This is a genomic window from Rhizobium sp. R693 (genome assembly GCF_002211315.1).
In the GTDB taxonomy this organism is placed as follows: domain Bacteria; phylum Pseudomonadota; class Alphaproteobacteria; order Rhizobiales; family Rhizobiaceae; genus Rhizobium.
On record NZ_LOKY01000012.1, the window covers coordinates 182,658 to 204,514 of the forward strand.

21 protein-coding genes are annotated in these 21,857 nt (G+C 61.3%); 13 read left to right on the forward strand and 8 right to left on the reverse strand.

Translation table 11 applies throughout. The features are described from left to right. Window positions 1-100 precede the first annotated feature (100 nt). Window positions 101-1,471, reverse strand: a complete 1,371-nt coding sequence (locus tag ATY79_RS12785; RefSeq protein WP_088704052.1) for a PepSY domain-containing protein — start codon at window positions 1,469-1,471, stop codon at window positions 101-103. Window positions 1,472-1,536: 65 nt separating this feature from the next. Beyond that, window positions 1,537-1,944, reverse strand: coding sequence for a DUF2946 family protein (locus ATY79_RS12790; protein WP_088691486.1), 408 nt, complete (start codon window positions 1,942-1,944; stop codon window positions 1,537-1,539). A gap of 124 nt (window positions 1,945-2,068) precedes the next feature. On the opposite strand from ATY79_RS12790, the gene coaBC reads away from it, so the two are divergent. Then, window positions 2,069-3,277 (forward strand): bifunctional phosphopantothenoylcysteine decarboxylase/phosphopantothenate--cysteine ligase CoaBC, encoded by a 1,209-nt coding sequence (coaBC, locus tag ATY79_RS12795; protein ID WP_088704053.1) that lies wholly within the window; start codon window positions 2,069-2,071, stop codon window positions 3,275-3,277. Here the strand turns inward: coaBC and ATY79_RS12800 are convergent. Then, a complete protein-coding gene (locus tag ATY79_RS12800; RefSeq protein ID WP_088704054.1) occupies window positions 3,267-4,076 on the reverse strand; it encodes a class II glutamine amidotransferase in 810 nt (269 codons plus the stop codon). The two genes, coaBC and ATY79_RS12800, sit on opposite strands and share 11 nt — an antisense overlap. Before the next feature lie 263 nt (window positions 4,077-4,339). Here ATY79_RS12800 and ATY79_RS12805 point away from each other — a divergent pair, with 263 nt between their 5' ends. The 6 genes from ATY79_RS12805 (at window position 4,340) to otsA (ending at window position 11,583) form a co-directional block, all read left to right on the forward strand. Then, window positions 4,340-5,251, forward strand: coding sequence for a pirin family protein (locus ATY79_RS12805; RefSeq protein ID WP_088691485.1), 912 nt, complete (start codon window positions 4,340-4,342; stop codon window positions 5,249-5,251). A gap of 450 nt (window positions 5,252-5,701) precedes the next feature. Continuing rightward, entirely contained in the window at window positions 5,702-6,379 is a 678-nt protein-coding gene (locus ATY79_RS12810) for a FadR/GntR family transcriptional regulator (protein WP_088704055.1), read from the forward strand. Next, on the forward strand, window positions 6,376-7,668 hold the full coding sequence (locus tag ATY79_RS12815; protein WP_088704056.1) for an MFS transporter: 1,293 nt from the start codon (window positions 6,376-6,378) through the stop codon (window positions 7,666-7,668). The genes ATY79_RS12810 and ATY79_RS12815 overlap by 4 nt, the downstream gene beginning before the upstream one ends. 147 nt (window positions 7,669-7,815) lie before the next feature. Next, window positions 7,816-9,267 (forward strand): carboxypeptidase, encoded by a 1,452-nt coding sequence (locus ATY79_RS12820; protein ID WP_245312378.1) that lies wholly within the window; start codon window positions 7,816-7,818, stop codon window positions 9,265-9,267. A gap of 102 nt (window positions 9,268-9,369) precedes the next feature. After that, window positions 9,370-10,164 carry a trehalose-phosphatase gene (otsB, locus tag ATY79_RS12825; RefSeq protein WP_088704058.1) on the forward strand — a complete coding sequence of 265 codons (795 nt, stop codon included), beginning with the start codon at window positions 9,370-9,372 and terminating at the stop codon, window positions 10,162-10,164. Window positions 10,165-10,206: 42 nt separating this feature from the next. Further along, the gene (otsA, locus tag ATY79_RS12830) at window positions 10,207-11,583 is read left to right on the forward strand and encodes an alpha,alpha-trehalose-phosphate synthase (UDP-forming) (protein WP_088691116.1); all 1,377 of its coding nucleotides are present in this window, start codon (window positions 10,207-10,209) and stop codon (window positions 11,581-11,583) included. A 12-nt stretch (window positions 11,584-11,595) separates the two neighbouring features. Here the strand turns inward: otsA and ATY79_RS12835 are convergent, their stop codons facing one another. Next, complete coding sequence (locus ATY79_RS12835; RefSeq protein WP_088704059.1) at window positions 11,596-12,498, reverse strand: LysR family transcriptional regulator; 903 nt, start codon at window positions 12,496-12,498, stop codon at window positions 11,596-11,598. Window positions 12,499-12,687: 189 nt separating this feature from the next. Between ATY79_RS12835 and betC the strand changes: the two genes are divergently transcribed. Next, window positions 12,688-14,202 carry a choline-sulfatase gene (gene betC, locus ATY79_RS12840; RefSeq protein WP_088704195.1) on the forward strand — a complete coding sequence of 505 codons (1,515 nt, stop codon included), beginning with the start codon at window positions 12,688-12,690 and terminating at the stop codon, window positions 14,200-14,202. Window positions 14,203-14,264: 62 nt separating this feature from the next. Here the strand turns inward: betC and tsaA are convergent, their stop codons facing one another. Beyond that, window positions 14,265-14,786 carry a tRNA (N6-threonylcarbamoyladenosine(37)-N6)-methyltransferase TrmO gene (gene tsaA, locus ATY79_RS12845; RefSeq protein ID WP_088691114.1) on the reverse strand — a complete coding sequence of 174 codons (522 nt, stop codon included), beginning with the start codon at window positions 14,784-14,786 and terminating at the stop codon, window positions 14,265-14,267. A 49-nt stretch (window positions 14,787-14,835) separates the two neighbouring features. Next, the gene (locus ATY79_RS12850; RefSeq protein ID WP_088691113.1) at window positions 14,836-16,419 is read right to left on the reverse strand and encodes a peptide chain release factor 3; all 1,584 of its coding nucleotides are present in this window, start codon (window positions 16,417-16,419) and stop codon (window positions 14,836-14,838) included. A gap of 90 nt (window positions 16,420-16,509) precedes the next feature. On the opposite strand from ATY79_RS12850, the gene dut reads away from it, so the two are divergent. After that, a complete protein-coding gene (gene dut / locus ATY79_RS12855; protein ID WP_088704060.1) occupies window positions 16,510-16,980 on the forward strand; it encodes a dUTP diphosphatase in 471 nt (156 codons plus the stop codon). Beyond that, window positions 16,977-17,879, forward strand: coding sequence for a GNAT family N-acetyltransferase (locus ATY79_RS12860; RefSeq protein WP_088704061.1), 903 nt, complete (start codon window positions 16,977-16,979; stop codon window positions 17,877-17,879). The genes dut and ATY79_RS12860 overlap by 4 nt, the downstream gene beginning before the upstream one ends. Here ATY79_RS12860 and ATY79_RS12865 read toward each other — a convergent pair whose 3' ends face one another. After that, complete coding sequence (locus tag ATY79_RS12865; protein ID WP_088704062.1) at window positions 17,880-18,350, reverse strand: Lrp/AsnC family transcriptional regulator; 471 nt, start codon at window positions 18,348-18,350, stop codon at window positions 17,880-17,882. It lies immediately after the preceding gene. A gap of 103 nt (window positions 18,351-18,453) precedes the next feature. Between ATY79_RS12865 and ATY79_RS12870 the strand changes: the two genes are divergently transcribed. Beyond that, window positions 18,454-19,350 carry a DMT family transporter gene (locus tag ATY79_RS12870; RefSeq protein ID WP_088704063.1) on the forward strand — a complete coding sequence of 299 codons (897 nt, stop codon included), beginning with the start codon at window positions 18,454-18,456 and terminating at the stop codon, window positions 19,348-19,350. A gap of 15 nt (window positions 19,351-19,365) precedes the next feature. Here ATY79_RS12870 and ATY79_RS12875 read toward each other — a convergent pair whose 3' ends face one another. Continuing rightward, entirely contained in the window at window positions 19,366-19,884 is a 519-nt protein-coding gene (locus ATY79_RS12875) for a DNA starvation/stationary phase protection protein (protein WP_088691108.1), read from the reverse strand. A 216-nt stretch (window positions 19,885-20,100) separates the two neighbouring features. Between ATY79_RS12875 and ATY79_RS12880 the strand changes: the two genes are divergently transcribed. Then, on the forward strand, window positions 20,101-20,718 hold the full coding sequence (locus tag ATY79_RS12880) for a LysE family translocator (RefSeq protein WP_088704064.1): 618 nt from the start codon (window positions 20,101-20,103) through the stop codon (window positions 20,716-20,718). Between the two features lie 132 nt (window positions 20,719-20,850). Next, window positions 20,851-21,813: a cysteine synthase A gene (gene cysK, locus ATY79_RS12885; protein ID WP_088704065.1), complete on the forward strand. Its 963-nt coding sequence runs from the start codon at window positions 20,851-20,853 to the stop codon at window positions 21,811-21,813. Window positions 21,814-21,857 lie beyond the last annotated feature (44 nt).

Below are 21,857 nucleotides of genomic sequence, written 5' to 3' on the forward strand. Positions count from 1 at the left end.
TATCAGAGGTGCGTGAAAAAGGCTGCGGATCCTCTCATCCGCAGCCCTTCTGCTGTCTATCGACCGGAGGCGACGCGAGCGTGTCCGCCTCCCAGCGATGTCAGGTCGATCGTAATTTTCTGCACCTGATGTAGAGCCAATCCAAGCCGAGCATAACGATGAGCGACAGGCCCACGAGCGGGAAGATCACCCCGCCGACAGCGAGTATCGCGATCAGACCGCGAAACACGCGCTTGTCAGCAGGTAAAGGCGGGACGCCGAGCGAGCCCGCCGGGCGCCGCTTCCACCACATGATCGCAGCCGAAACCGCAAGCAGGATGATCGCCGCACAAGCGGCAAGCAGCACGAGCTGGTTCGCAAGCCCGAATTGCTGGCCGAGATGGGTATTGATGCCCCACTCGAGCGACTTTCCGAGCGGGCCGTAGTCGGCGTAGCTCATGTCGATCAGCGGCGTTCCGGAATACTGGTCGAGATGTACGACCCGCTGCTTGGTAAGGTCATCGGGATAGACCGATCCGGTAAACACGCCATCCGCTGTGGTCGGTATGTTGACGGCGTAGCCACGATGCAGGTCAAGACGGTCGAAGGTGGCGACGGCGGCGTCGAGACCGATCGGCTGTGCATGATGCGCGTGCCCAGGAGACTGCGGGACCTGCGCCGGCTCCAGCGACCACGAGGTCTTGGCAATGTGATCGAGGTGCTCGTCGGACATCGGTACGGCGACGCGGACGCCGGCGGGATAGCCGAAGTTATTGCCGTTCGCCCATTCATTGACCTTGCCGCCCCAGATGCCGGACCACGGCATGCCCGTGATGGCCAGGAAGACGATGAAGAAGCCGACGAAGATGCCGGTCACGGCATGCATGTCCCGCCAAAAGACCCGCCGCTTCGGCGTGCCGCGAACGGAAAAAACGCCCCCGGTCTGCCGACGAGGCCACCACAGATAGATGCCCGTGGCAACCAGCAGGATCGACCATCCGGCGGCGATCTCGATCAGCATGCGTGCGTAGCTTTCGAAATATTTGAAGCTGTGAAGGTAGCGGATCGTCCACATGACGGTGCCGCGATCCGGCAATGCACCCAGCACTTTAGCGGTGTAGGGATTAACGTAGACGGCAAGTTTGCCTTCCGCCTCGGTGCCGACGGTGATTTCGGCAGAGGCGTCGGGCGTGGCCGGGTCGGTGAACTTGACCGCGATCCCGGGGTGGGCAGCAAGGGCGGCAGCCACCATCGCTGAAGGCGCTGCGCGGTTTACGCCCGGCTGCACTGCGACGCGCTTGAGATCGGAATGGATCGCCGCATCGATCTCATCCTTGAAGAGATAAAGGCCGCCGGTGATTGCCAGCGTAATCATGAAAGGCAGGACGAGAAGGCCTGCGTAGAAATGCCAACGCCAGACAGCGCGGTAGAGGTCGGAGGCGGAGCGCACCGAAGCGCCAACACTCTCGCGACCGATAATAAGATCGGACATGGAGGACTCCCAACGTAAGAAAATCGACCTCTGCGCAACAGGCGTGGAGGCGGACGACGACGACGTCAGGCCATGATGGGAGGCGCACGCGGTTCGGCGATTCGTCCGCGTAGAGCAAGAGAAACGACTTCATCCGCTCGGATCGTTGTGTCGATCGCGGTCTCGACCGCGACATAAAGAGGACCCGCCTGCCCGCCGAGAATTGCCGGCATGGCTGCAGATGCCAGGCGGCAGAGCGTGCCGCACGGGCATTCCGGCGCTTTCTTCGCCGGCAAATTACCGTGTCCGGCATCATTGACGGAACCGTGTCCGTCCGAGGAGCAAATGACGGTGAAGGGATCAGCGGCGGACGCCGCCATGGCACCTTGGGCAGTACCGCTCAGCAGCCCCTGGATCAAAAGCAGACAGGCGAACAACAGCGCGACGGCGCTGGCCGACACCCGATCGCGCAAGATGCTCCGCATGGTCCCCATGCTTCGCTCCATGCCACAGAAGGGCGGCATTGTCACTGCGACCGATAACGCTTCCGGTGCCGATTGCTTATTATTCCCCAAAGGCTTAGGGTTTGATGCAATCAGATAGTCGATGGAAAAAGCCATGGTTCTCAGCGGCAAACGCATCCTCCTCATCATATCAGGCGGGATCGCGGCCTATAAAAGCCTGGACCTGATTCGGCGGCTCAGGGAGCGCGGCGCGTCGGTGCGACCGCTGATGACCAAGGGCGCCCAAGAGTTCGTGACGCCGCTTGCCGTCGGCGCGCTTGCTGCCGACCATGTGTTCACCGACCTTTTCTCACGGCAGGACGAGCAGGATGTCGGCCATATCCGGCTGGCGCGCGATTGCGACCTTGTCGTGATCGCGCCAGCGACGGCAGACCTGCTCGCCAAGATGGCAAACGGGCTTGCGGACGATCTTGCCTCAACCGTTCTGCTCGCGACCGACCGACCGGTGCTTGCGGCACCCGCCATGAACCCGCATATGTGGGCGCATCCCGCGACGAAGCGTAATGTCGAGACCCTGCGCGGCGACCGCATTCGCTTCATCGGACCCATGCCAGGCGAGATGGCGGAGAGCCGCGAAGCAGGTGTGGGCCGCATGGCCGAGCCGCTGGAGATCGTTGCTGCGGCAGAAACTTTGCTCATCGATCGGCCGAAGCCGCTGGCCGGTCGTCGGGCCATCGTCACTTCCGGGCCAACGCATGAGCCGATCGACCCTGTGCGCTACATCGCCAATCGCTCCTCCGGCCGTCAGGGACATGCGATCGCCGCAGCACTTGCGACGCTCGGCGCGGATGTGACGCTTGTTTCCGGACCGGTCTCCATTCCGGATCCGGTCGGCGTAAAGGTGATCCATGTCGAGCGAGCGGACCAAATGCGGGATGCCGTGCTTGCCGCGCTGCCGGCCGATGTTGCCGTGATGGTTGCGGCCGTCGCTGACTGGCGCGTTGCATCAGCCGCCGACCAGAAGATCAAGAAGCATCCGGGCGAATCCATTCCGACGCTCGCGCTGACTGAAAATCCCGATATTCTAAAGACGGTCGGCCATCACACGATGCGGCCAAAACTGGTGATCGGCTTCGCGGCCGAGACCCAGGATGTCGAGAGTAACGCCAGGGCAAAGCTTGATCGTAAGGGTGCCGATATCATCGTCGCCAACGATGTTTCGCCGGCAACAGGCATCATGGGCGGTGTCCGCAACAGGGTGAAGATCGTCACCCACAGTGGCATCGAGCTGTGGCCGGATCTTGCGAAGGAAGAGGTCGCAACGAGGCTGGCGGCAATGATTGCCGAAAGACTCAAGCAGTGATCGCCAGCGGGCCGGTCCTTGCCACCGCCTGTACTGGACGAAACGGTGCGATATCGAGACCATTGTCGCCGAGCGTAACCGCGCTGCCGTCCGGGATTTCCGCCCAGGCATCGACGTCATCATTGAGCGGTTCCGACACCAGGCAATAACCCTTGCCGAGCGGTGAGGCGTAAAGCGTCGGCGCCTTGCGGTCCGTCGCATAGCGGATCGCATAGAGCGCCTTGCCATCGGAGAAGGCCGCGGTATAGCGCAGCAGCACCGATCCAAGCAGCTTCTCGGCAAGGCCTTCAACGCAGCGGATCATCTCCGCCATCGCGGCCACCGGCGTCTGCTGCAGACCGAACTGCAGGGCGAGCAGGAACATCAGTTCGGAATCGGTCGTCCCGCCGCGGGCGGTGAAGAGTTCATCATCCAGCATGGCCTCCATGGGACGGCGCAGCCGTTCGAAGCCCGAAATCTGGCCGTTGTGCATGAAGGACCAGTTGCCGAAGGTGAAAGGGTGACAGTTGTCACGACGGGTGCCGCCACCCGTCGCCGCGCGCACATGCGCGAGGAACAAAGGTGAGCGGATCTGCCGCGCAAGGCTCTTCAGATTGCAGTCGGACCATGCCGGCAAGGTATCGCGATAACGGCCCGGTTCCGGGCGGTCGCCATACCAGGCGATGCCGAAGCCGTCGCCATTGGTTGGGGTCTTGGCCCGGGTGGCGCAATGCGACTGTTCGATCAGGGAGTGCGCGGGCGAGGACACCAGCTCCTCCAGATAGAGGGGGTCTCCGCGATAGGCTGCCCAGCGACACATGCTCTTTCCACTCCGGAATCCGCTCCGTTGGAGGCGGAAGAAATGCTGAAACGCGACAACAATTGTCGAATCTGATGGTTAATAAGATCTGAACCGCGTTGTGGCTTGCAAGCAGAAGATGACAAATTTCTGACGGTTGGCGTGATCACATTGCGCGATGCCGCATCTTCTTTTGTGAACAGTGCGTTCCCGCCTCCGCTGGTTTCGCAGAGGCCGGATCGATGGCTATATTTCCGGTCAAGTTGAACCTTCGAGAGGATGCCATGTCGATCCGTCCCGTAAAGCATATGAGCACTGCAACTCCGACCATGGAAGGCGCCGGCGTGAAGCTGCATCGCGTCTTCGGCTTCGGAGATCCGTCGATGACCGATCCGTTCCTGATGATGGACGATTTCCGCAACGACAATCCGGCGGAATATATCCGCGGCTTTCCCTGGCATCCGCACCGCGGCATCGAGACGATCACCTATGTGCTCGCCGGCACGGTGGAGCACGGCGACAGCCTCGGCAATCGCGGTCTGCTGGGCGCCGGCGACATCCAGTGGATGACGGCCGGGAGCGGCATCATGCACCAGGAAATGCCGAAGGGCGATTTCGCCGGACGCATGCACGGCTTCCAGCTCTGGGCCAACCTGCCCTCGTCGCTGAAGATGACGGCGCCGCGCTATCAGGACGTCAAATCCGCCGACATTCCCGTTGTGGTCGATGACGACGGCACGGCCGTTCGCGTGATATGCGGCGACTTCTGGGGCAAGGCGGGCCCGGTCGATGGCGTGGCAGCCGAACCGATCTATCTCGATGTCTCGGTGCCGCCAGGCAAGAAGAAGCGCCTGCCGGTCGACACCTACCGCAACGCTTTTGCCTATGTCTTCGCAGGCTCCGGCACGTTCCGCGACGCCTCCAAGCCGTTCGGCGTCCGTGTCGAGAAGGAAGTCAACGGTGAAGAGTTGAACATCCGTGATATGTCCGGCAACCGGACGCTCGTCGTCTTCGACAGCGGTGACGAGGTAACCGTGCAGGCCGGCGACGAAGGCATTCGCTTTCTGCTCGTCTCAGGCAAGCCGATCGAGGAGCCCGTCGCCTGGCACGGGCCGATCGTCATGAACTCCCGCGAGGAGATCATGCAGGCGATGCGAGAACTGCAGAACGGCACCTTCATCAAAGCAGCACATTGAGCCGGCTTAATCCACAGGCCTTGATGTTGAAGCCGCACGTCGATGCAATACGGCAATATACCATTGTAAACATTGCAGTATTGCCAGCGGCGCGGAGATGAAATCGCGTAGCCCGAAAGTTGTGGCGAGACCTTGGTCGGGATTTTTTCTTGCATCGCGGGCGAATCATCCTACCTTCTTCTCATCTACAACAGAACGAAAGGAAGGTGATCCAATGTCTAATGAGATTTCAGACCTCGTAAAAGGCATGGAAGTGGTGATGAAAGCGAGGCAGCCCTCGCTCTAAGCCCACCTTCCTAGGATCGCTTTGACGGTCCGGCCATTTACAGGGCCAGAACTCATGGAAAGGGTCGCTTCACGCGGCCCTTTTCCATTTTCAGCACTGCATTGACGAAGGCCATACTCCGGGAGTATTCGTAAAGTCATCAGATGACTTTACGAATATGGGCGATGGAACCACTTGCAAAAACGAAGCTTGCGGAGACGGCCATTGAGGCAATCCGCGCCGAGATCCTGGGGAAGCGGTGGGCCGTTGGCGAGAAATTGCCCAACGAGGCAACGCTATCGTCCATGCTCTCCGTCAGTCGCGGCACAGTCCGCGAGGCGGTGCGGGTGCTGGTGTCGCAAGGGCTGCTCGAGACGCGCCAGGGCTCTGGAACCTACGTGCTCTCGACCACGGATACGAGGCTGCCGCTCACGATGGCGCGCCGCGCTGGTCTGCGCGACCTCTTCGAAGCCCGGTGCGCGCTCGATGTTGAGGCCGCGAGACTGGCGGCGGTACGACAAACCCCTGAGATCATTGCGGAGTTACGGGTACTTCTCGCCAAGCGAGGCAATTTCGAAGATGGCGACAAGAGCGCCTTCGTCGAACGAGATCTTGCCTTCCACAAGGCGATTATTGCTGCCAGCGCCAACCGCGCGATGATCGAAATCTATCAGTTCTTTTCCGCCTCGATTGCCGAAACCATTGAGGCGACGTTGGATGCCGAGATTCCCGAACCTGATATGCGGGCGCATGCCGACATCATCGACGCGATCGCCACCGGCGATCCGCAACGGGCCGATGCAGCCGTTCGCCGCTTCATGGCCCCCATCATCAGCGCTCTCGACCGGATGCTTCATTCATGACAACACCCCTTCAGGATTCCGCCTACGCCTACGATCTGGCGGACGAACAGCTTATCGACGCCGAAGCCGATAGCGTCCCGCAGCCGCAACCGCCGGTTGGCAGCAGCACCGCGGTGCGATTTCTGCTCGGGGCAAGCCTTGTTCTGATTGCTTTCAATTTGCGTCCTGTCTTTTCCAGTGCCTCCGCTCTGTTGCCCGAAATCAAGACCGAACTCGGCCTCTCGTCGCTCGGCGCCAGCCTGCTGACCACGCTGCCCGTCGTCTGCCTCGGCGCCTTCTCGCCACTGGCGCCGCGGCTTGCTCAGCGGATCGGCGCAGAGCGCACGCTTCTCGGCGTGCTCGTTCTGCTGGCGCTTGGGACAGCGCTGCGTGGCTTTTCCTCGATTCCGCTGCTCTTCGCCGGCACCGCTCTCGCCGGCGCTTGCATCGCTGTCGGGAACGTGCTGCTGCCGGGCCTGGTCAAGCGTGACTTTGCCGATCGTGCCGCATTGATGACCGGCTTCTACACGATGGCACTGTGCGCCGGCGCGGCAAGCGCCGCGGGCTTTACGCTGCCGCTCGAGCGCATTCTCGGCGGCTCTCTCTCCGGTGCGCTGGCAGGATGGGGACTACCTGCGCTGATCGTCGCGATCATCTGGTTGCCGCAAGTGCTGTCCACCAAAAATCAGGTCAAGCGTAGCGGCTTTTCCGTCCAAGGGCTCTGGCGCGACCGCCTGGCCTGGCAGGTCACGCTCTTTATGGGGCTGCAATCAGCCCTGGCCTATTGTGTCTTCGGCTGGCTCGTTCCGATCCTGCGTGAGCGCGGGGTTGACGCTGTTACCGCCGGAGCGATCGTTTCAGTATCGGTGATGGTTCAGGCCGCGGCATGCTTGGTTGCCCCGCAGGTCGCGGTACGCGGCAAGGATCAGCGCGTGATCAACGCGTCGCTTTGCGCCGTTGCCGTCGTTGCATTGTTCGGCCTGCTGTTTGCGCCGCTCTCAACCGTCTGGGTCTGGGCCGTGCTGCAGGGCATCGGTCAGGGCGGCCTGATCGCTGTCGCCATGACGACGATCGTGCTGCGCTCGCGCGATCCGCATGTGGCCGCCCACCTTTCGGGCATGGCGCAGTGCGTCGGCTACCTGCTTGCTGCGATCGGTCCGCTCGTGGTCGGGCTCATCCGGAGCTGGACCGGCAGCTTTGCATGGTCGGCGGTGCTTTTCGTGGTGCTTGGTGCCGGCGCCGCCATCAATGGCTGGAACGCTGGTCGGGCGCAATATGTGAATGCGCGCACGATTGAGAAGGCGGACTGACGTCCGCCTCACCATCTGTTGATTTCCTCCCCAATCGCGCGATGCTAGGTTGACGCCTCCCATGCCGCTTCTGCTGGAGGAGAAGTCTTGCGTTTCCTGTCCGCCATTCTGCTTGCAATAGCGCTGCTTGCGCCGCTGGCTCCTGCTATGTCGCAGGACGGTCGGGACGAACCTAGCACACAAGCCTCACCGGGCGTGCTGAAGTTGCTGCCTGATGACTCGGTCACCCACCACACAATAAAGATCGGCGACCGGCCCCTCGACTATGTGGCCACAGCCGGGACGCTTGACCTCTTCGCACAAGACGGCACCAAAACAGGCGCCATATTCTACACGGCCTATGTCGCCAAGAACGGCGCCCCCGACCGCCCGCTGACCTTTGCCTTCAACGGCGGCCCGGGTGCGGCGTCGGCATTCCTGCATCTCGGCCTTATGGGGCCGCGTGTCCTCGATTTCGGCCCGAAAGGCGACGACGGGGCCGACGCAAGATTGATCGACAACCCGCACACTTGGCTCGACTTTACCGATCTTGTTTTCATCGACCCGATCGGAACGGGTTGGAGCCGGACCGCCAAGGCCGACGACGCCTCCAAATACTACAACGTCAATTCCGACGCGGAGAGCATCGCAAAGGCGATCGCTCTTTATGTCGCACACAACAACCGATCCGGCTCGCCCAAGTATCTTCTCGGCGAGAGCTATGGCGGCTTTCGCGCCGCCAAGGTGGCTGGCGCTCTAAAGGACAGCCAGGGCATCATCATCTCCGGCGCGATCATGCTTTCCCCGCTGCTCGAGGGGCAACTGATGTTCAATGCCGATCAGTTTGCACTTGGCGCGGCACTCGAATTCCCGTCGCTTGCCGCAGCGAACATGGACAGACGCAACGCGTTTGATGAAACACGGCAAAGAGAAGTGGAGAAATTTGCGCTTGACGACTATCTCACGACGCTCGCCGGCCCTGCACCGACCGGTGACGCGGCCAAAGCCTTCTACGGGAAGATTGCCGGCATGACCGGCATTCCCGAAGATGTCGTGGCGAAGAACCGCGGCTTCCTCGGTAATGCTTATGCCAAGAAATCAGGCCAGGACGGCCGAGTCGTCAGCCCTTACGACGCGGCGTTCTCGACGCCCGATCCTTATCCGGAGTCAGATTCCGACCGTGGCGACGATGCGATCCTCGACGGCTTCACCCGAGCCTATGGCGGAGCCTTTGCCGACTACGCACGGAATGAACTCAGCTTCAAAACCGAAATGACCTATTCGCTGCTGGACTCCGATATCGGCCGCAGGTGGGAATGGGGCGAGCGCGGCGGCGGCTCGAGGCTGCAGGCGAGCGTCACAGACGACATCCGCCAGCTCCTCGCCTCCAATCCGAAATTCCGCCTGCTGATCGCCCACGGCTACAGCGATCTCGTCACGCCCTATGGTGTCAGCCGTTATGTCGTTGATCACCTGCCACCTTCGCTTGCCGGTGAACGCGTGGCGCTGAAAGTCTATCGAGGCGGCCACATGTTTTATACGCGAGCAGATCAGCGCGCAGCGTTCACGGCCGATGCCAAGGCTTTCTTAGGGCATTCCGCCGCAATGCCAGCTGAGTGAACGTGCGCTTGCTTTCGGGATTGCACGAGGAAATCTGAGATTTCCTCGCAACATTTGATCACTCGGGTTGCCTTCGCTGGATACCGACATAGGTAAGACACCATGTCATACCCCGGTGAGCCATTTCCTGCCACGGTGCCGAAGCCGGCGTCAGCGCAGATGGAATTGCTGAGCGCTCTTTCGTCCTCCCTTCTAGATTGCGCTCTCTTTCTGGATATTGATGGGACCTTGCTCGACCTCGCCGACATGCCGGATGCGATCGTCGTTCCGCCGTGGTTGCCGACGGCGCTCGATGCCGCGTCGCAGAGGCTCGGCGGAGCGCTTGCCTTGGTTACAGGACGGGCACTCGCCTATGCCGACGAGTTGTTCTCGCCATTCCGATTTCCGATCGCCGGCTTGCACGGCGCCCAACTGCGCCGACCCGACGGCAAAGTCGCCAAGGCCGAGACATCAGCCGCATTCGAGGCTCTGAAGACGGATCTCCGCAAGGAGACCGAAGGCCTGGAAGGCGTGCTTGTGGAAGACAAGGGAGCGGCCGTCGCCGCCCATTACCGTCTGGCGCCGGAGAGGCAGGCGCAGGTCGAGCCGATCATGGAGCGACTGCTATCCAGGGCCGGAGCGAACTGGACCTTGCAGCGAGGCAAGATGGTTCTCGAAATCCGACCGGCCAGCGCCGACAAAGGTCACGCCGTTGAGGTGTTTCTGTCGATGCCGCCCTTTGCCGGCAGGCGTCCGATCGCCATAGGTGACGACGTCACGGACGAGGCGATGTTTCGCGTCGCCAACCGCCACGGCGGCCACTCCGTTCGGGTCGGCTCGCCGTCTGAAACCGCCGCCACGCTGACGTTGCCTTCCGCGTCGGCGGTGCGGGAACTGATCGCGCAGTTCGCCGTTTGATCCCAAGCACGACGTGCTGCCCCTCCCAGGAAAGGAATTTTTGTGTCCCGTCTCGTCATTGTTTCCAATCGCGTGCCAGCCCCGACAAAGGAGGGCGCAGCCACCGCCGGTGGACTGGCGGTGGCGCTGAAGGCGGCACTCGAGGAACGGGGCGGTATCTGGATGGGTTGGTCCGGAAAGTCGAGCGGAAACGACGAGCCGGGCCCGCTGTCCCTGACGGAAGAGGGCAAGATTACCTACGCCCTGACCGATCTTACCGGCAAGGACGTCGAGGAATACTACTACGGCTTCGCCAATCGCGTGCTTTGGCCGATCTGTCACTATCGGCTGGATCTTGCGGAATACGGCCGCAAGGAGATGGCGGGATATTTCCGCGTCAACCGGTTCTTCGCGCATCGACTGGCGCCGCTGCTGCGGCCGGACGACATCATCTGGGTGCATGACTACCATCTGATCCCGCTGGCCGCCGAACTACGGCAAATGGGCTTCAAGAACCGCATCGGCTTCTTCCTGCACATTCCCTGGCCGCCGGCGGATGTGCTCTATACCATGCCGGTTCACGAGGAGATTATGCATGGTCTGGCAGCCTACGACCTCGTCGGCTTTCAGACGGACCATGATCTCGAAAACTTTGCCGGGTGCCTTCGCCGCGAGGACATGGGCGATGCGATTGGGGACGGCCGGTTCACGGCAAACGACAAGGTTTTCAAGGGGGGGGCCTATGGCATCAGCATCGAGACGGCCGCATTCGCCGAATTCGCCAAGAAGGCCGGCAGCCACCATCTGGTGCAGAGGGCGCGGCAGAGCATCAGGGACCGCGACCTCATCATCGGCGTCGATCGGCTGGACTACTCCAAGGGCATCACGCAGCGCCTCGATGCCTTCGAGCGTTTCATCCTCAATAATCCGGCTCATCAGCGGAAGGTGACCTATCTCCAGATCACACCGAAATCCCGCTCGGAAGTGCCTGAATACGAACAGATGCAACGCACCGTCGCTGAGCAGGCTGGCCGGGTGAACGGTGCGCTGGGGACGGTGGACTGGGTACCGATCCGCTATATCAATCGCTCGGTCAGCCGCCCGATCCTCGCCGGTCTTTACCGCCTGGCAAAGGTCGGATTGGTCACGCCGCTTCGTGACGGCATGAATCTCGTTGCAAAGGAATATATCGCTGCCCAGGACCCCGAGGATCCCGGCGTGCTGGTGCTCTCCCGCTTCGCCGGCGCGGCCCGCGAGCTGAAGAACGGCGCCTTGTTGGTCAATCCCTACGACATCGAGGGAACAGCCAACGCGCTGGCACGGGCTTTGAATATGCCGCTTGAGGAACGCCAGGAACGTTGGCAGCGGATGATGGATCACCTGCTGGTGCACGACGTATCGCGCTGGTGCGAAGATTTCCTCGATGACCTCGTCGCTTGAGGGCGGGCAGCATCACGCGATGCCGGCCTCTGCCATCAGCCACTTCGCAAGCAGATCACTCTGGGCGTCGCGCGCGCGTGGTGGGAGTAGCCAATAGCCCCGATCGGGCGCTTCCAGTGCGGGACCGGCGGTCTTCAGCATGCCGGTCGCGAGCAGCGAGTCGACGAGCCCCATCCATCCAATGGCGACGCCCTGTTCGCCAATCGCCGCCTGCACCACCAGCGAGTAGGTGTTGAAGCTTAGGTCCCCCTGCCCCGCCTGACTATCGCGACGGACACCGAGCTCCGCTAGATAGTGCCGCCAGTCGAACCAGGGCGACGGTTCCTCGGTGTCGAGATGTATCAAACGCGCCCGCGCAAGGTCATCAGGCGTTGAGAGGAGGCCGTAGCGATCAAGGAAGCCTTGGGTGCAGACCGGCGCGACCTTTTCCGGCAAGAGCAGAACCGCGCCGCGATCGAACTCCGATCGCCGACCAAAAACCACGGCAACATCGCCGTCGTCCGAACGACCTTTCTCCGTTCGTTGTGTCGCGACAATCTGAATGTCGACATCCGGGTAAAGCGTGCGAAACGCGTGCATCCGTGGGATCAGCCAGAGCGAAGAAAACGCAAAGTCCGTGCGCAGTCGTATCGTTGGCCTGTCCGCTTCACTACGGAAGCGCCGCGCCAGCTCGTCGATTTCGCTGACGCTTCTTGCCACAACATCGAGCAGGCGCTGGCCTTCCGGCGTCAACTCAACGCCGCGATGCTGTCGTTTCAGCAGACTGACGCCAAGTTGTTCCTCCAGTCGGCGGATCTGATAGCTGACGGCAGGCTGCGTCAGGCCGAGAACGCCTGCCGCGGCCGACAGACTACCGGCCTTGCCGATTTCAGCGAATAAGCGCATCCAACCAAGCTCGACGCGGCGGCTTTCCATAAAAAATCCTTAGAGGGGATATCAAAAAATGCCAGCTTCACAGGTCATTCGATATCGATAATCAATAAAGCAATCAAATGGCATATGCGAGATGAGGCCGAGATTCCTGTCGCGCTTCCGGTCGAGGCGGACTGGCATGGCTCCGCAGACGCGGCTAAGTTCCCGATCCCGAACCCAAGGACGACATGCATGGCGCGCCCGAATATTCTCATTCTGATGGTCGATCAGTTCAATGGCACGTTGTTTCCCGACGGACCGGCCGATTTCCTTCATGCGCCGCATCTGAAAGCCTTGGCGGAGCGCTCGGTACGCTTTGCCAGCACCTATACGGCAAGTCCGCTTTGCGCGCCGGCTCGTGCATCCTTCATGTCGGGGCAGCTGCCGAGCCGGACTCGCGTTTATGACAACGCCGCCGAATTCGCATCCGATATCCCGACATTCGCGCATCATTTGCGCGCGGCGGGTTATCACACGGCCCTGTCGGGAAAGATGCATTTCGTCGGCCCGGACCAGTTGCATGGCTTTGAGGAACGCCTGACCACCGATATCTACCCCGCCGATTTCGGCTGGACGCCCGACTACACCAAGCCCGGCGAGCGCATCGACTGGTGGTACCACAATCTCGGCTCGGTCACGGGTGCCGGTGTTGCCGAAATCACCAACCAGATGGAGTATGACGACGAGGTCGCCTACAACGCGACCCGCAAGCTTTACGACCTGTCGCGCCGTCACGACGAACGCCCCTGGTGCCTGACGGTGAGCTTCACTCACCCGCACGATCCCTATGTCGCGCGCCGCAAATATTGGGACTTGTACGAGAATTCCCCTGCTCTCGATCCTGATGTCGATGCTATTCCTTTCGACCAGCAGGATCCGCACTCCCAGCGCCTGTTGAAGGCCTGCGACTATGATGCGTTCGACATCACGCCGAAGCAGATCCGGCGCGCACGCCAGGGCTACTTCGCCAATATTTCCTACATCGACGACAAGATCGGCGAAATCCTCGATGTCCTCGATCGCGGGCGGATGGCGGACAATACGATCGTGCTTTTCGTTTCCGACCACGGCGACATGCTCGGCGACCGTGGCCTCTGGTTCAAGATGTGCTTCTTCGATGGTTCGTCGCGGGTGCCGCTGACGATCGCGGCGCCGGGCTGGGCACCGGCTTTCATACAGCAGCCGGTCTCGACGCTCGACGTGACGCCGACGCTCGCGGCGCTGGCGGGTATCGACATTGCCAAGCTGGCTCCGTGGACGGATGGCGAGGACCTGACGCCACTCGCAACTGGCACCGGCGGTCGTGGTCCGGTGCCGATGGAATATGCCGCCGAGGGGTCGGAAGCCCCGCTCGTCTGTCTGCGGGACGGTCGCTTCAAGCTGACGCTCTGCGACAAAGACCCGCCGATGCTGTTCGATCTCGAGGCCGACCCAAGAGAATTGAACAACCTCGCATGCGATGCGGGATATGCCGATGTTCTCGCGGGGCTCACGGCCCAGGCCAAGAGACGCTGGAACTTGCAGAATTTCGATGCCGCCGTGCGCGAAAGCCAGGCCCGCCGCTGGGTGGTCTACGAGGCGCTGCGGAACGGCGCTTACTATCCCTGGGATTATCAGCCGCTGCAGCGGGCTTCCGAGCGCTACATGCGCAATCACATGGACCTGAACGTGCTGGAGGAAAGCCAGCGCTATCCGCGTGGCGAGTGAGATTGCGGCGGAGGCTCCAGCTGCGACAGTCCCCGAATGTCATGATCGCCGTCGACTGATCGTCAGGCTTTCTTGCAATAATGCACCGCGTCGTCGCCGGTCTGGAAATCTCCGGGCTGCGGCGGCGCGATCGGCTTGAACAGCGTACGGTCCGGCTTCAGATCGAGAAGCGGCGTACCGTCAAGGCAATCCAATCCACGAACCAGCAAGACGCCACCTTCGACCCCTTCCAGCTTGACGATCGAGGTACCGATCGGATTTGGCCGCACCGGTGAGCGGAGAGAAAAGGTGCCATGCACCTTCCCGCTGTTGGCCGGGCTTTGCAGAACGAGGTCGCGCCGCGATCGATCCAGCCAATAGAGCACTTCCAGCCGCTCGAAGGCCTCCACACCCTGGAGGGCCTGCTTCCACGGTTCGAAAATCTCGATCCTGCAGAGCGGACCGTCGTGCCGTCCCTGGCGCGGCGTCTCCCTGCGCGAGGTCCAGGGCGTCAGAATACGCCCGATGAACACCAGACCGGCATCGGTCGCCGGCGGCAGTTCGACGGCGACTTCGTTTTCTCTGATTTCATTCTCTCGAACCATGAAACGCTCCAAAAGGGCATCATGGCAGATCGCTATATCCGATCCAATATCACGCCGCCTTGATGGCGTGATATTCCTTGAGGGCGGCCATCTTGATCGCCGGATAGCGCTCGGCTTCATAGCGAAGCGAGAAGCTGTCCTGCGCCAGGAATACCGGGTCGTTGTCGAGGTCCCGCGCGATATCGCCGCGACGGGCGGTCACGAATTTGTCGAGCTCAGCAGGCTGATCGGCGGAAATCCAGCGGCAGACGGAGAAGCGCGACATTTCAAAGGAGACCGGCAGGCCGTATTCGGCCATCAGGCGTTCCTTGAGAACATCGAGCTGCAGCGCGCCGACAACGCCAACGATAGCCGGCGAACCATCCTCCGGCTGGAACAGCTGAACGACGCCTTCTTCCGCCATCTGCTGCAGCGCTTCCTTGAGCTTCTTCGCCTTCATGGCGTCTTCAAGGCGCACGCGGCGCAGGATTTCGGGCGAGAAGTTCGGCACACCCTGGAACACCAACGACTCGCCTTCCGTCAGCGTATCGCCGATGCGCAGTGTGCCGTGATTGGGAATGCCGACGACATCGCCGGCATAGGCCGTGTCGGCAAGCTGACGCTGCGAGGCGAAGAAGAACTGCGGCGCGGTGAGGCCAAGCTGCTTGCCGGTGCGCGACAGCCTCGCCTTCATGCCGCGCTCGAGCTTGCCGGAGCAGATGCGGGCAAAGGCGATACGGTCGCGATGGTTCGGGTCCATGTTCGCCTGGATCTTGAAGACGAAGGCGGTCATCTTGTTGTCGGTTGCCTGCACGGTGCGGATGTCGGCGACCTGATCGCGTGGTGGCGGGGCGAACTCGCCGAGCGCATCGATAAGGTCGCGAACGCCGAAATTGCGCAGCGCCGAGCCGAAGAAAACGGGCGTCAAATGGCCTTCCAGGAAGGCCTTCTTGTCGAAGGGTTTACAGGCCTCGATCGCCAGCGTCGTCTCCTCGACGAAGGCGTCGCGCTCGTTTTCCGGCAGGCGGTGGGACACCATCTCGGGATCGGTGACCTTGGTCATGATCTCCTGCGTGTCGGAGGCGCGCACCTCGTTGTTCGCCAGATGATAGGTGCCGCAGAAGGTCTTCGAGCGACCGATCGGCCAGGTGACCGGCGCGCAATCGAGCGCCAGCTTTTCCTCGACCTCATCCAGGATTTCGAAAGGATCGCGGCTTTCACGGTCCATCTTGTTAATGAAGGTGATGATCGGAATGTCGCGCATACGGCAGACCTCGAACAGCTTCAGCGTCCGCGGCTCGATACCCTTGGCGGCGTCGATCACCATGACCGCAGCATCGACGGCCGTCAGCGTGCGGTAGGTGTCATCCGCGAAGTCCTCGTGGCCGGGCGTGTCGAGGATGTTGAAAACGTTGTCGTTGTATTCGAACGTCATCACCGAGGTGACGACTGAGATGCCGCGCTCGCGCTCGATCTTCATCCAGTCGGAGCGCGTCTGCATGCGATCCTTCTTTGCCTTGACTTCGCCGGCAAGCTGAATGGCGCCGCCGAACAGCAGCAGCTTTTCGGTCAGCGTGGTCTTACCCGCGTCCGGGTGCGCGATAATAGCGAATGTGCGGCGGCGGGAGACCGCCTCGGCGAGACTTTCAGCCATGATGTGAATCCTGTGGAATTGCGGCGTATCTAGCGATTAAAGCCCGGCATTGCAATTGACCTTGGCGCTTCGGACGCAAACTAATGCCCCATGACAATCCATACCGATACGCGCCCGACGCTCAACATCATCCGCCTCGCCAACGGCCAGGATCTCGATCTGCCCGCCTACGAAAGCAGGGGGGCGGCCGGCATGGACCTGCGCGCCGCCGTTGACGCAGGTGCGCCGATGATCATCGAGGCCGGAAAGCGCGCGCTAGTGCCAACTGGCTTTATCTTCGAAATTCCCGAGGGATACGAAGGCCAAGTGCGTCCGCGCTCCGGGCTGGCCTTCAAGCACGGCATCACCTGTCTCAACACACCCGGAACAATCGACAGCGACTACCGCGGCGAAGTCAAGGTTCTACTGATCAATCTCGGCGAGGGGCCGTTCGAGATCACCAGGGGCATGCGCATCGCGCAAATGGTGATTGCCCCGGCGATCCAGGCACATATCTCAGAGATTTCCGAGGCGAGCGCCACCGCACGCGGCGCAGGCGGCTTCGGATCAACCGGAGTATGAGCTCCAAGGACATCGATCGTTCCGGCCTAACCTTCCGTCGCGATTATTTCGACGATCTCAAGGCCTGGCAGGCGCTGGTCGATCTCCTGAAAGACACGTTCGACATCGACATCGGCCCTCTGCAGCAAATGGGCAGACCCGACCCGAGCAGCATGCCATTCGGCTGGTTTGCCGCTGATGGCCGGCTTGCTGCCAATCTTTCGGCCTTCGCCATGCCGCTTGTCATCAACGGCCGCACGGTGAATGCTGCCGCATTCCAATCCGGTGCGGTTCGGCCGCCCTGGCGCGGACTTGGCCTCTATCGCGACCTGACCCAAAAGGCGCTTGCCTGGTGCGAGGAGAAAGGCTTCGAAGCGATCGTCCTCTACACGGATAAACCGGCGCTATATGAACCTTACGGATTCCGCTCGCTTTCGCTGCATGCTTATTCCGGCAACGCGCCGGTTGCGTCGAAGGCGCAGCTGCCGGCCCGACATCTCGATCCGCTCACTAAGACAGATCTCGAACTATTGCGGGCCGCCCTGAAGACACGTGAACCAGTCTCGGACGTGCTTGCCGTGCGTGAGAGCGCCGCGATGTTTGTGATCAACACGCAGCTCGATCCCAGCGTCAGGATCAGTTGGCTGAGACGGGAACAGGCGGCAGTTGCGTGGAAGATGGAAGCGCCGGGACATTTCAGGCTGCTCGACGTCGTCGGCGCCGATATCCCTTCGCTTGCCACAATCATCGCAGCGCTCGATATCGACGCGGGAGTCGTCGACGTGCTGTTTTGCCCCGACAAGCTCGGGTGGAGTGGGCAGGCACAACCCCTCGAAAGCTACACGCATCTCATGATCCGTGCGCCCCGGGCCATCGCATTCGATCGACCGGCCATGCTCTCCCCGATGGCCGATTTCTGATTATCGCTGCCGTGAGAGCGGTGGCAGACGACGCTTGACCGGCGATGCCTTGACCATCGAGGTGCTTGTTTCGGCCTTCTCCGCCACCTTATCGAGGATCGTGTCGAGCTCCGCCATCGAGCAAACGACAAGCCGGGCAATGAAGCAATCGTCGCCCGTGACCTTGTCGCACTCGACGAACTGAGGCGTGTCCTGGATGATCCGTTGAACGACATGCAGCTGCCCCGGCAGCGGCCGAACCCGCACGATCGCCTGTAGCGGATATCCGAGTGCTGTGGCGTCGATATCGATGGTGAAACCGGCAATGATCCCGCGCTCTTCCAGGCGACGGAGGCGTTCGGCGGCGCTGGGCGAAGACAGTCCGCCAGCCTGCGCCAGCTCCTTCAACGAGATGCGCGCATTCTCGGCCAGTGCTTCCAATATTCTCCGATCGACATCGTCGATAACATTATCATTAGCCGAAATAGACATTACTCCTCACAATGATAGGTCATTGACACGATCAACCTCATGCAACCTATATAAATTGCGGCGTGACCACAATAATCTTTCTCCATCGAGATGGAGAGACGTGATGAATAGCGAGATTCGCACCGGCACCGCCCAGATGACCGCGGCAATGCTGATATCGGGGACAATCGGCTGGTTCGTGGTGATGTCGGGTCAACCGGTGAGTGGCGTGGTGTTCTGGCGCTGCCTCTTTGGCGCAGTCAGCCTGCTCGTCGTCTGCGCCGGTATGGGGCTTTTGCGTCCGGGCATCATCAGCTTGAAATCGGCGGGCATCGCTGTCTTCGGCGGCGTCGCCATCGTTCTCAACTGGTTGCTGCTCTTCGCATCCTACAGCCATGCATCCATTTCGATCGCGACGACCGTCTATAACACGCAACCCTTCATGCTGCTTGCGCTGGGCGCCTTGTTTCTTGGCGAAAGGATCACCGCCACAAAGCTGTTCTGGCTGACTCTGGCCTTTGCCGGCATGGCGGCTATCGTCGAAGCAAAGCCGGCCACCGCGGGCGGGCACGAGGGTTACGGCCTCGGCATCCTGCTGGCACTCGGCGCCGCGTTCTTCTACGCCCTCGCGGCGCTCGCAGCGAAACGGCTGAAAGGCACGCCGCCACATCTTATCGCGCTGATCCAGGTTGCCACCGGCGTGCTGATGCTGCTGCCGACCATGAATTTCTCTGACCTGCCCGGGGACAGTCAGTCGTGGTCGATCCTGATCACCATGGGTGTCGTACATACCGGGCTGATGTATGTGCTGCTCTACGGCGCGATCCAGAAGCTGCCGATCCATCTGACAGGGGCGCTGTCGTTCATCTATCCGATCGCCGCGATCCTTGTGGACCGGGTAGCTTTCGGACATGCGTTGCAGCCCCTGCAACTGGTCGGTGCAGCCGTCATCCTTGTCGCCGCGGCAGGTATGAACCTCGGCTGGACGCCCGCGCAGCTGTTGCGCCCGCGGGCGGGCTGATCATTGCCAGCGAAGCTACTTCGACTGCCGCGTCGTCTCGAACAGGAACCAGGTGCGGCGCTCGGCTTCGTCAATCCAGACTTCCAGCAGGCTCGTGGTGGCGAAATCATTATGCTCGGAGCAGACATCGTGCGTCTCGCGCAATAGCGATACCAGCTGCTTGTTGTCGTCGCGCAATTCCGCCAGCATGTCCTCCGGCGTGACATAGTCGGCGTCATTGTCGTTGATGCGCTGCAGGCGGCCGATATGGCCGATTGAGCGCAGCGTCGTACCGCCGATCTTGCGGGCGCGCTCGGCAATCGCATCCGTCGTGGCGAAGATCTGCTCGGCCTGCTCGTCGAGCATCAGATGGTAATCGCGGAAATGCGGTCCCGACATATGCCAATGGAAATTCTTCGTCTTGATGTAGAGCGCGAAGACATCCGCCAGCAGCGCGGCCAGAGCGGCCGAGATATCCTGAATGGCATTGCTCTTCAGATCCGTCGGTGTGGCAAGCGGGGCGAGTCTGCGCTTTTCGGCTGCGGTGGGGCTCATCAGGTGTCTCCTCCTTTGGCGAGCGGCGGACATTGGCAGGTGTCGGAGCAGAGATCGCCTTCGATTGTCAGCTTCCACCAGCCGTAATCACCGCCTTGGAACTAGAACCACAATCGCGAGCGTCAATAGCGGCAAGCGCAACCCGGCGACAGAACTCGGATGCTTGAAACCAATGGGGCCGAGGCGTAGAAGGCGACTGAAGCAGGAGCTCATGTCATGTCGTTTACCGCCCTTTTCGCATACGCAGCGGCGCTCTTTATTGCGGCGGCAATTCCTGGACCGGCCATCACGGCGATCGTCGCCCGTGCGCTCGGCTCGAGTTTTCGCGAGACGTTTTTCATGGGCCTCGGCCTTGTGCTTGGCGATATGACCTATCTCACCGCCGTCATTCTCGGGCTTGCCTTCGTGGCACAAACGTTCACCGAAGTCTTCATTGTCATCAAGATCGCCGGTGCGCTCTATCTCTGCTACATCGCGTACAAGCTCTGGATGGCCGGGCTGCTGCCCCAGCACATCGCAGCCAAGAAGGCGAGCAATGTCGGCATGAGCTTCCTGTCCGGCCTGCTGGTGACGCTCGGCAATCCCAAAACCATGCTTTTCTACGTCGCACTGGTGCCGACGTTGATCGACATCAACAGCATCGGGCTTCGCGAATATGGCGTCCTTTTGGCGACCACCTTCGTCGTCCTGCTGGTGGTTCTGATACCCTATATGCTGCTTGCGTCACGCGCCCGGCTGATGCTCAAGCAGCCGCGTGCGCTGGCGGCGCTGAACAAGACGGCCGCAGGTATTCTCGCCGGCACAGCAGCCTTCATTGCCACCCGCGCGGCCTGAAAAATTCATTCGGCAAAGCCCGGTTCCTAAAGGATTTTTTCTCGCCTGACCGAGTCTGGCGGATGAAGCCGCACTGGCCTCCATCCGTCTTTGACCCTATTCTCTCCGCACATTTCACCAAGGGAGAGCCTCATGTCGAAGAAACCGGGCCGCGGCCGTATCTATTCCTCGATCACCGAAACCATCGGTGACACGCCGATCGTGCGGCTCGACAAGCTCGCCAAGGCGAAGGGCGTCAAGGCCAACCTCCTCGCCAAGCTGGAGTTCTTCAATCCGATCGCTTCCGTGAAGGACCGTATCGGCGTCGCCATGATCGAGTCGCTGGAGTCACAGGGCAAGATTTCACCCGGCAAGACGACGCTGATCGAGCCGACATCGGGCAATACCGGTATCGCGCTGGCCTTTGCCGCGGCTGCCAAGGGATACAAACTGATCCTGACGATGCCGGAAACCATGTCCATCGAGCGCCGCAAGATGCTGGCGCTGCTCGGCGCCGAACTCGTGCTCACTGAAGGTCCCAAGGGAATGAAGGGGGCGATCGCCAAGGCCGAGGAGCTGGCGGCGACCCTCCCTGACGCCATTATCCCCCAGCAATTCGAAAACCCGGCCAATCCGGAAATCCACCGCCGCACGACAGCCGAGGAGATCTGGAACGATACCGACGGTGCGGTCGATATCCTGGTTTCCGGTATCGGCACCGGCGGCACCATCACCGGCGCCGGTCAGGTGCTGAAATCGAAGAAGCCCGGCATCAAGGTGGTGGCCGTCGAGCCGGCGGAATCCCCGGTTCTTTCCGGTGGCCAGCCAGGACCGCACAAGATCCAGGGCATCGGCGCAGGCTTTGCGCCGGCAATCCTCGACACCCACATCTACGACGAAATCGTCACTGTGAGCAGCCCTGAGGCGCTGGAACTTGCCCGCGAGGTCGCCAAGCTCGAAGGCGTGCCGGTCGGCATCTCCTCCGGCGCGGCACTGACGGCCGCGATCAAAATCGGCAGCCGCGAGGAGAATGCCGGAAAGAACATCGTCGTGATCATCCCGTCCTTTGCCGAACGCTATCTCTCGACCGCCCTGTTCGACGGCCTCGGCAGCTAAAAAGCTACTCCTTACTATCGAAGCTGGGGCGCCTCTTGGCGCCC

Coding starts and splice junctions, on each gene's coding strand:
- ATY79_RS12815 (WP_088704056.1), top strand. CDS start 6,376: ATGACAACACCCCTTCAGGATTCCGCCTACGCCTACGATCTGGCGGAC.
- ATY79_RS12875 (WP_088691108.1), bottom strand. CDS start 19,884: ATGAGCCCCACCGCAGCCGAAAAGCGCAGACTCGCCCCGCTTGCCACA.
- otsB (WP_088704058.1), top strand. CDS start 9,370: ATGTCATACCCCGGTGAGCCATTTCCTGCCACGGTGCCGAAGCCGGCG.
- ATY79_RS12870 (WP_088704063.1), top strand. CDS start 18,454: ATGAATAGCGAGATTCGCACCGGCACCGCCCAGATGACCGCGGCAATG.
- ATY79_RS12820 (WP_245312378.1), top strand. CDS start 7,816: ATGTCGCAGGACGGTCGGGACGAACCTAGCACACAAGCCTCACCGGGC.
- ATY79_RS12800 (WP_088704054.1), bottom strand. CDS start 4,076: ATGTGTCGCTGGGCAGCCTATCGCGGAGACCCCCTCTATCTGGAGGAG.
- coaBC (WP_088704053.1), top strand. CDS start 2,069: ATGGTTCTCAGCGGCAAACGCATCCTCCTCATCATATCAGGCGGGATC.
- betC (WP_088704195.1), top strand. CDS start 12,688: ATGGCGCGCCCGAATATTCTCATTCTGATGGTCGATCAGTTCAATGGC.
- cysK (WP_088704065.1), top strand. CDS start 20,851: ATGTCGAAGAAACCGGGCCGCGGCCGTATCTATTCCTCGATCACCGAA.
- ATY79_RS12860 (WP_088704061.1), top strand. CDS start 16,977: ATGAGCTCCAAGGACATCGATCGTTCCGGCCTAACCTTCCGTCGCGAT.
- tsaA (WP_088691114.1), bottom strand. CDS start 14,786: ATGGTTCGAGAGAATGAAATCAGAGAAAACGAAGTCGCCGTCGAACTG.
- ATY79_RS12880 (WP_088704064.1), top strand. CDS start 20,101: ATGTCGTTTACCGCCCTTTTCGCATACGCAGCGGCGCTCTTTATTGCG.
- ATY79_RS12835 (WP_088704059.1), bottom strand. CDS start 12,498: ATGGAAAGCCGCCGCGTCGAGCTTGGTTGGATGCGCTTATTCGCTGAA.
- ATY79_RS12805 (WP_088691485.1), top strand. CDS start 4,340: ATGTCGATCCGTCCCGTAAAGCATATGAGCACTGCAACTCCGACCATG.
- ATY79_RS12865 (WP_088704062.1), bottom strand. CDS start 18,350: ATGTCTATTTCGGCTAATGATAATGTTATCGACGATGTCGATCGGAGA.
- ATY79_RS12850 (WP_088691113.1), bottom strand. CDS start 16,419: ATGGCTGAAAGTCTCGCCGAGGCGGTCTCCCGCCGCCGCACATTCGCT.
- ATY79_RS12790 (WP_088691486.1), bottom strand. CDS start 1,944: ATGGGGACCATGCGGAGCATCTTGCGCGATCGGGTGTCGGCCAGCGCC.
- ATY79_RS12810 (WP_088704055.1), top strand. CDS start 5,702: ATGGAACCACTTGCAAAAACGAAGCTTGCGGAGACGGCCATTGAGGCA.
- ATY79_RS12785 (WP_088704052.1), bottom strand. CDS start 1,471: ATGTCCGATCTTATTATCGGTCGCGAGAGTGTTGGCGCTTCGGTGCGC.
- dut (WP_088704060.1), top strand. CDS start 16,510: ATGACAATCCATACCGATACGCGCCCGACGCTCAACATCATCCGCCTC.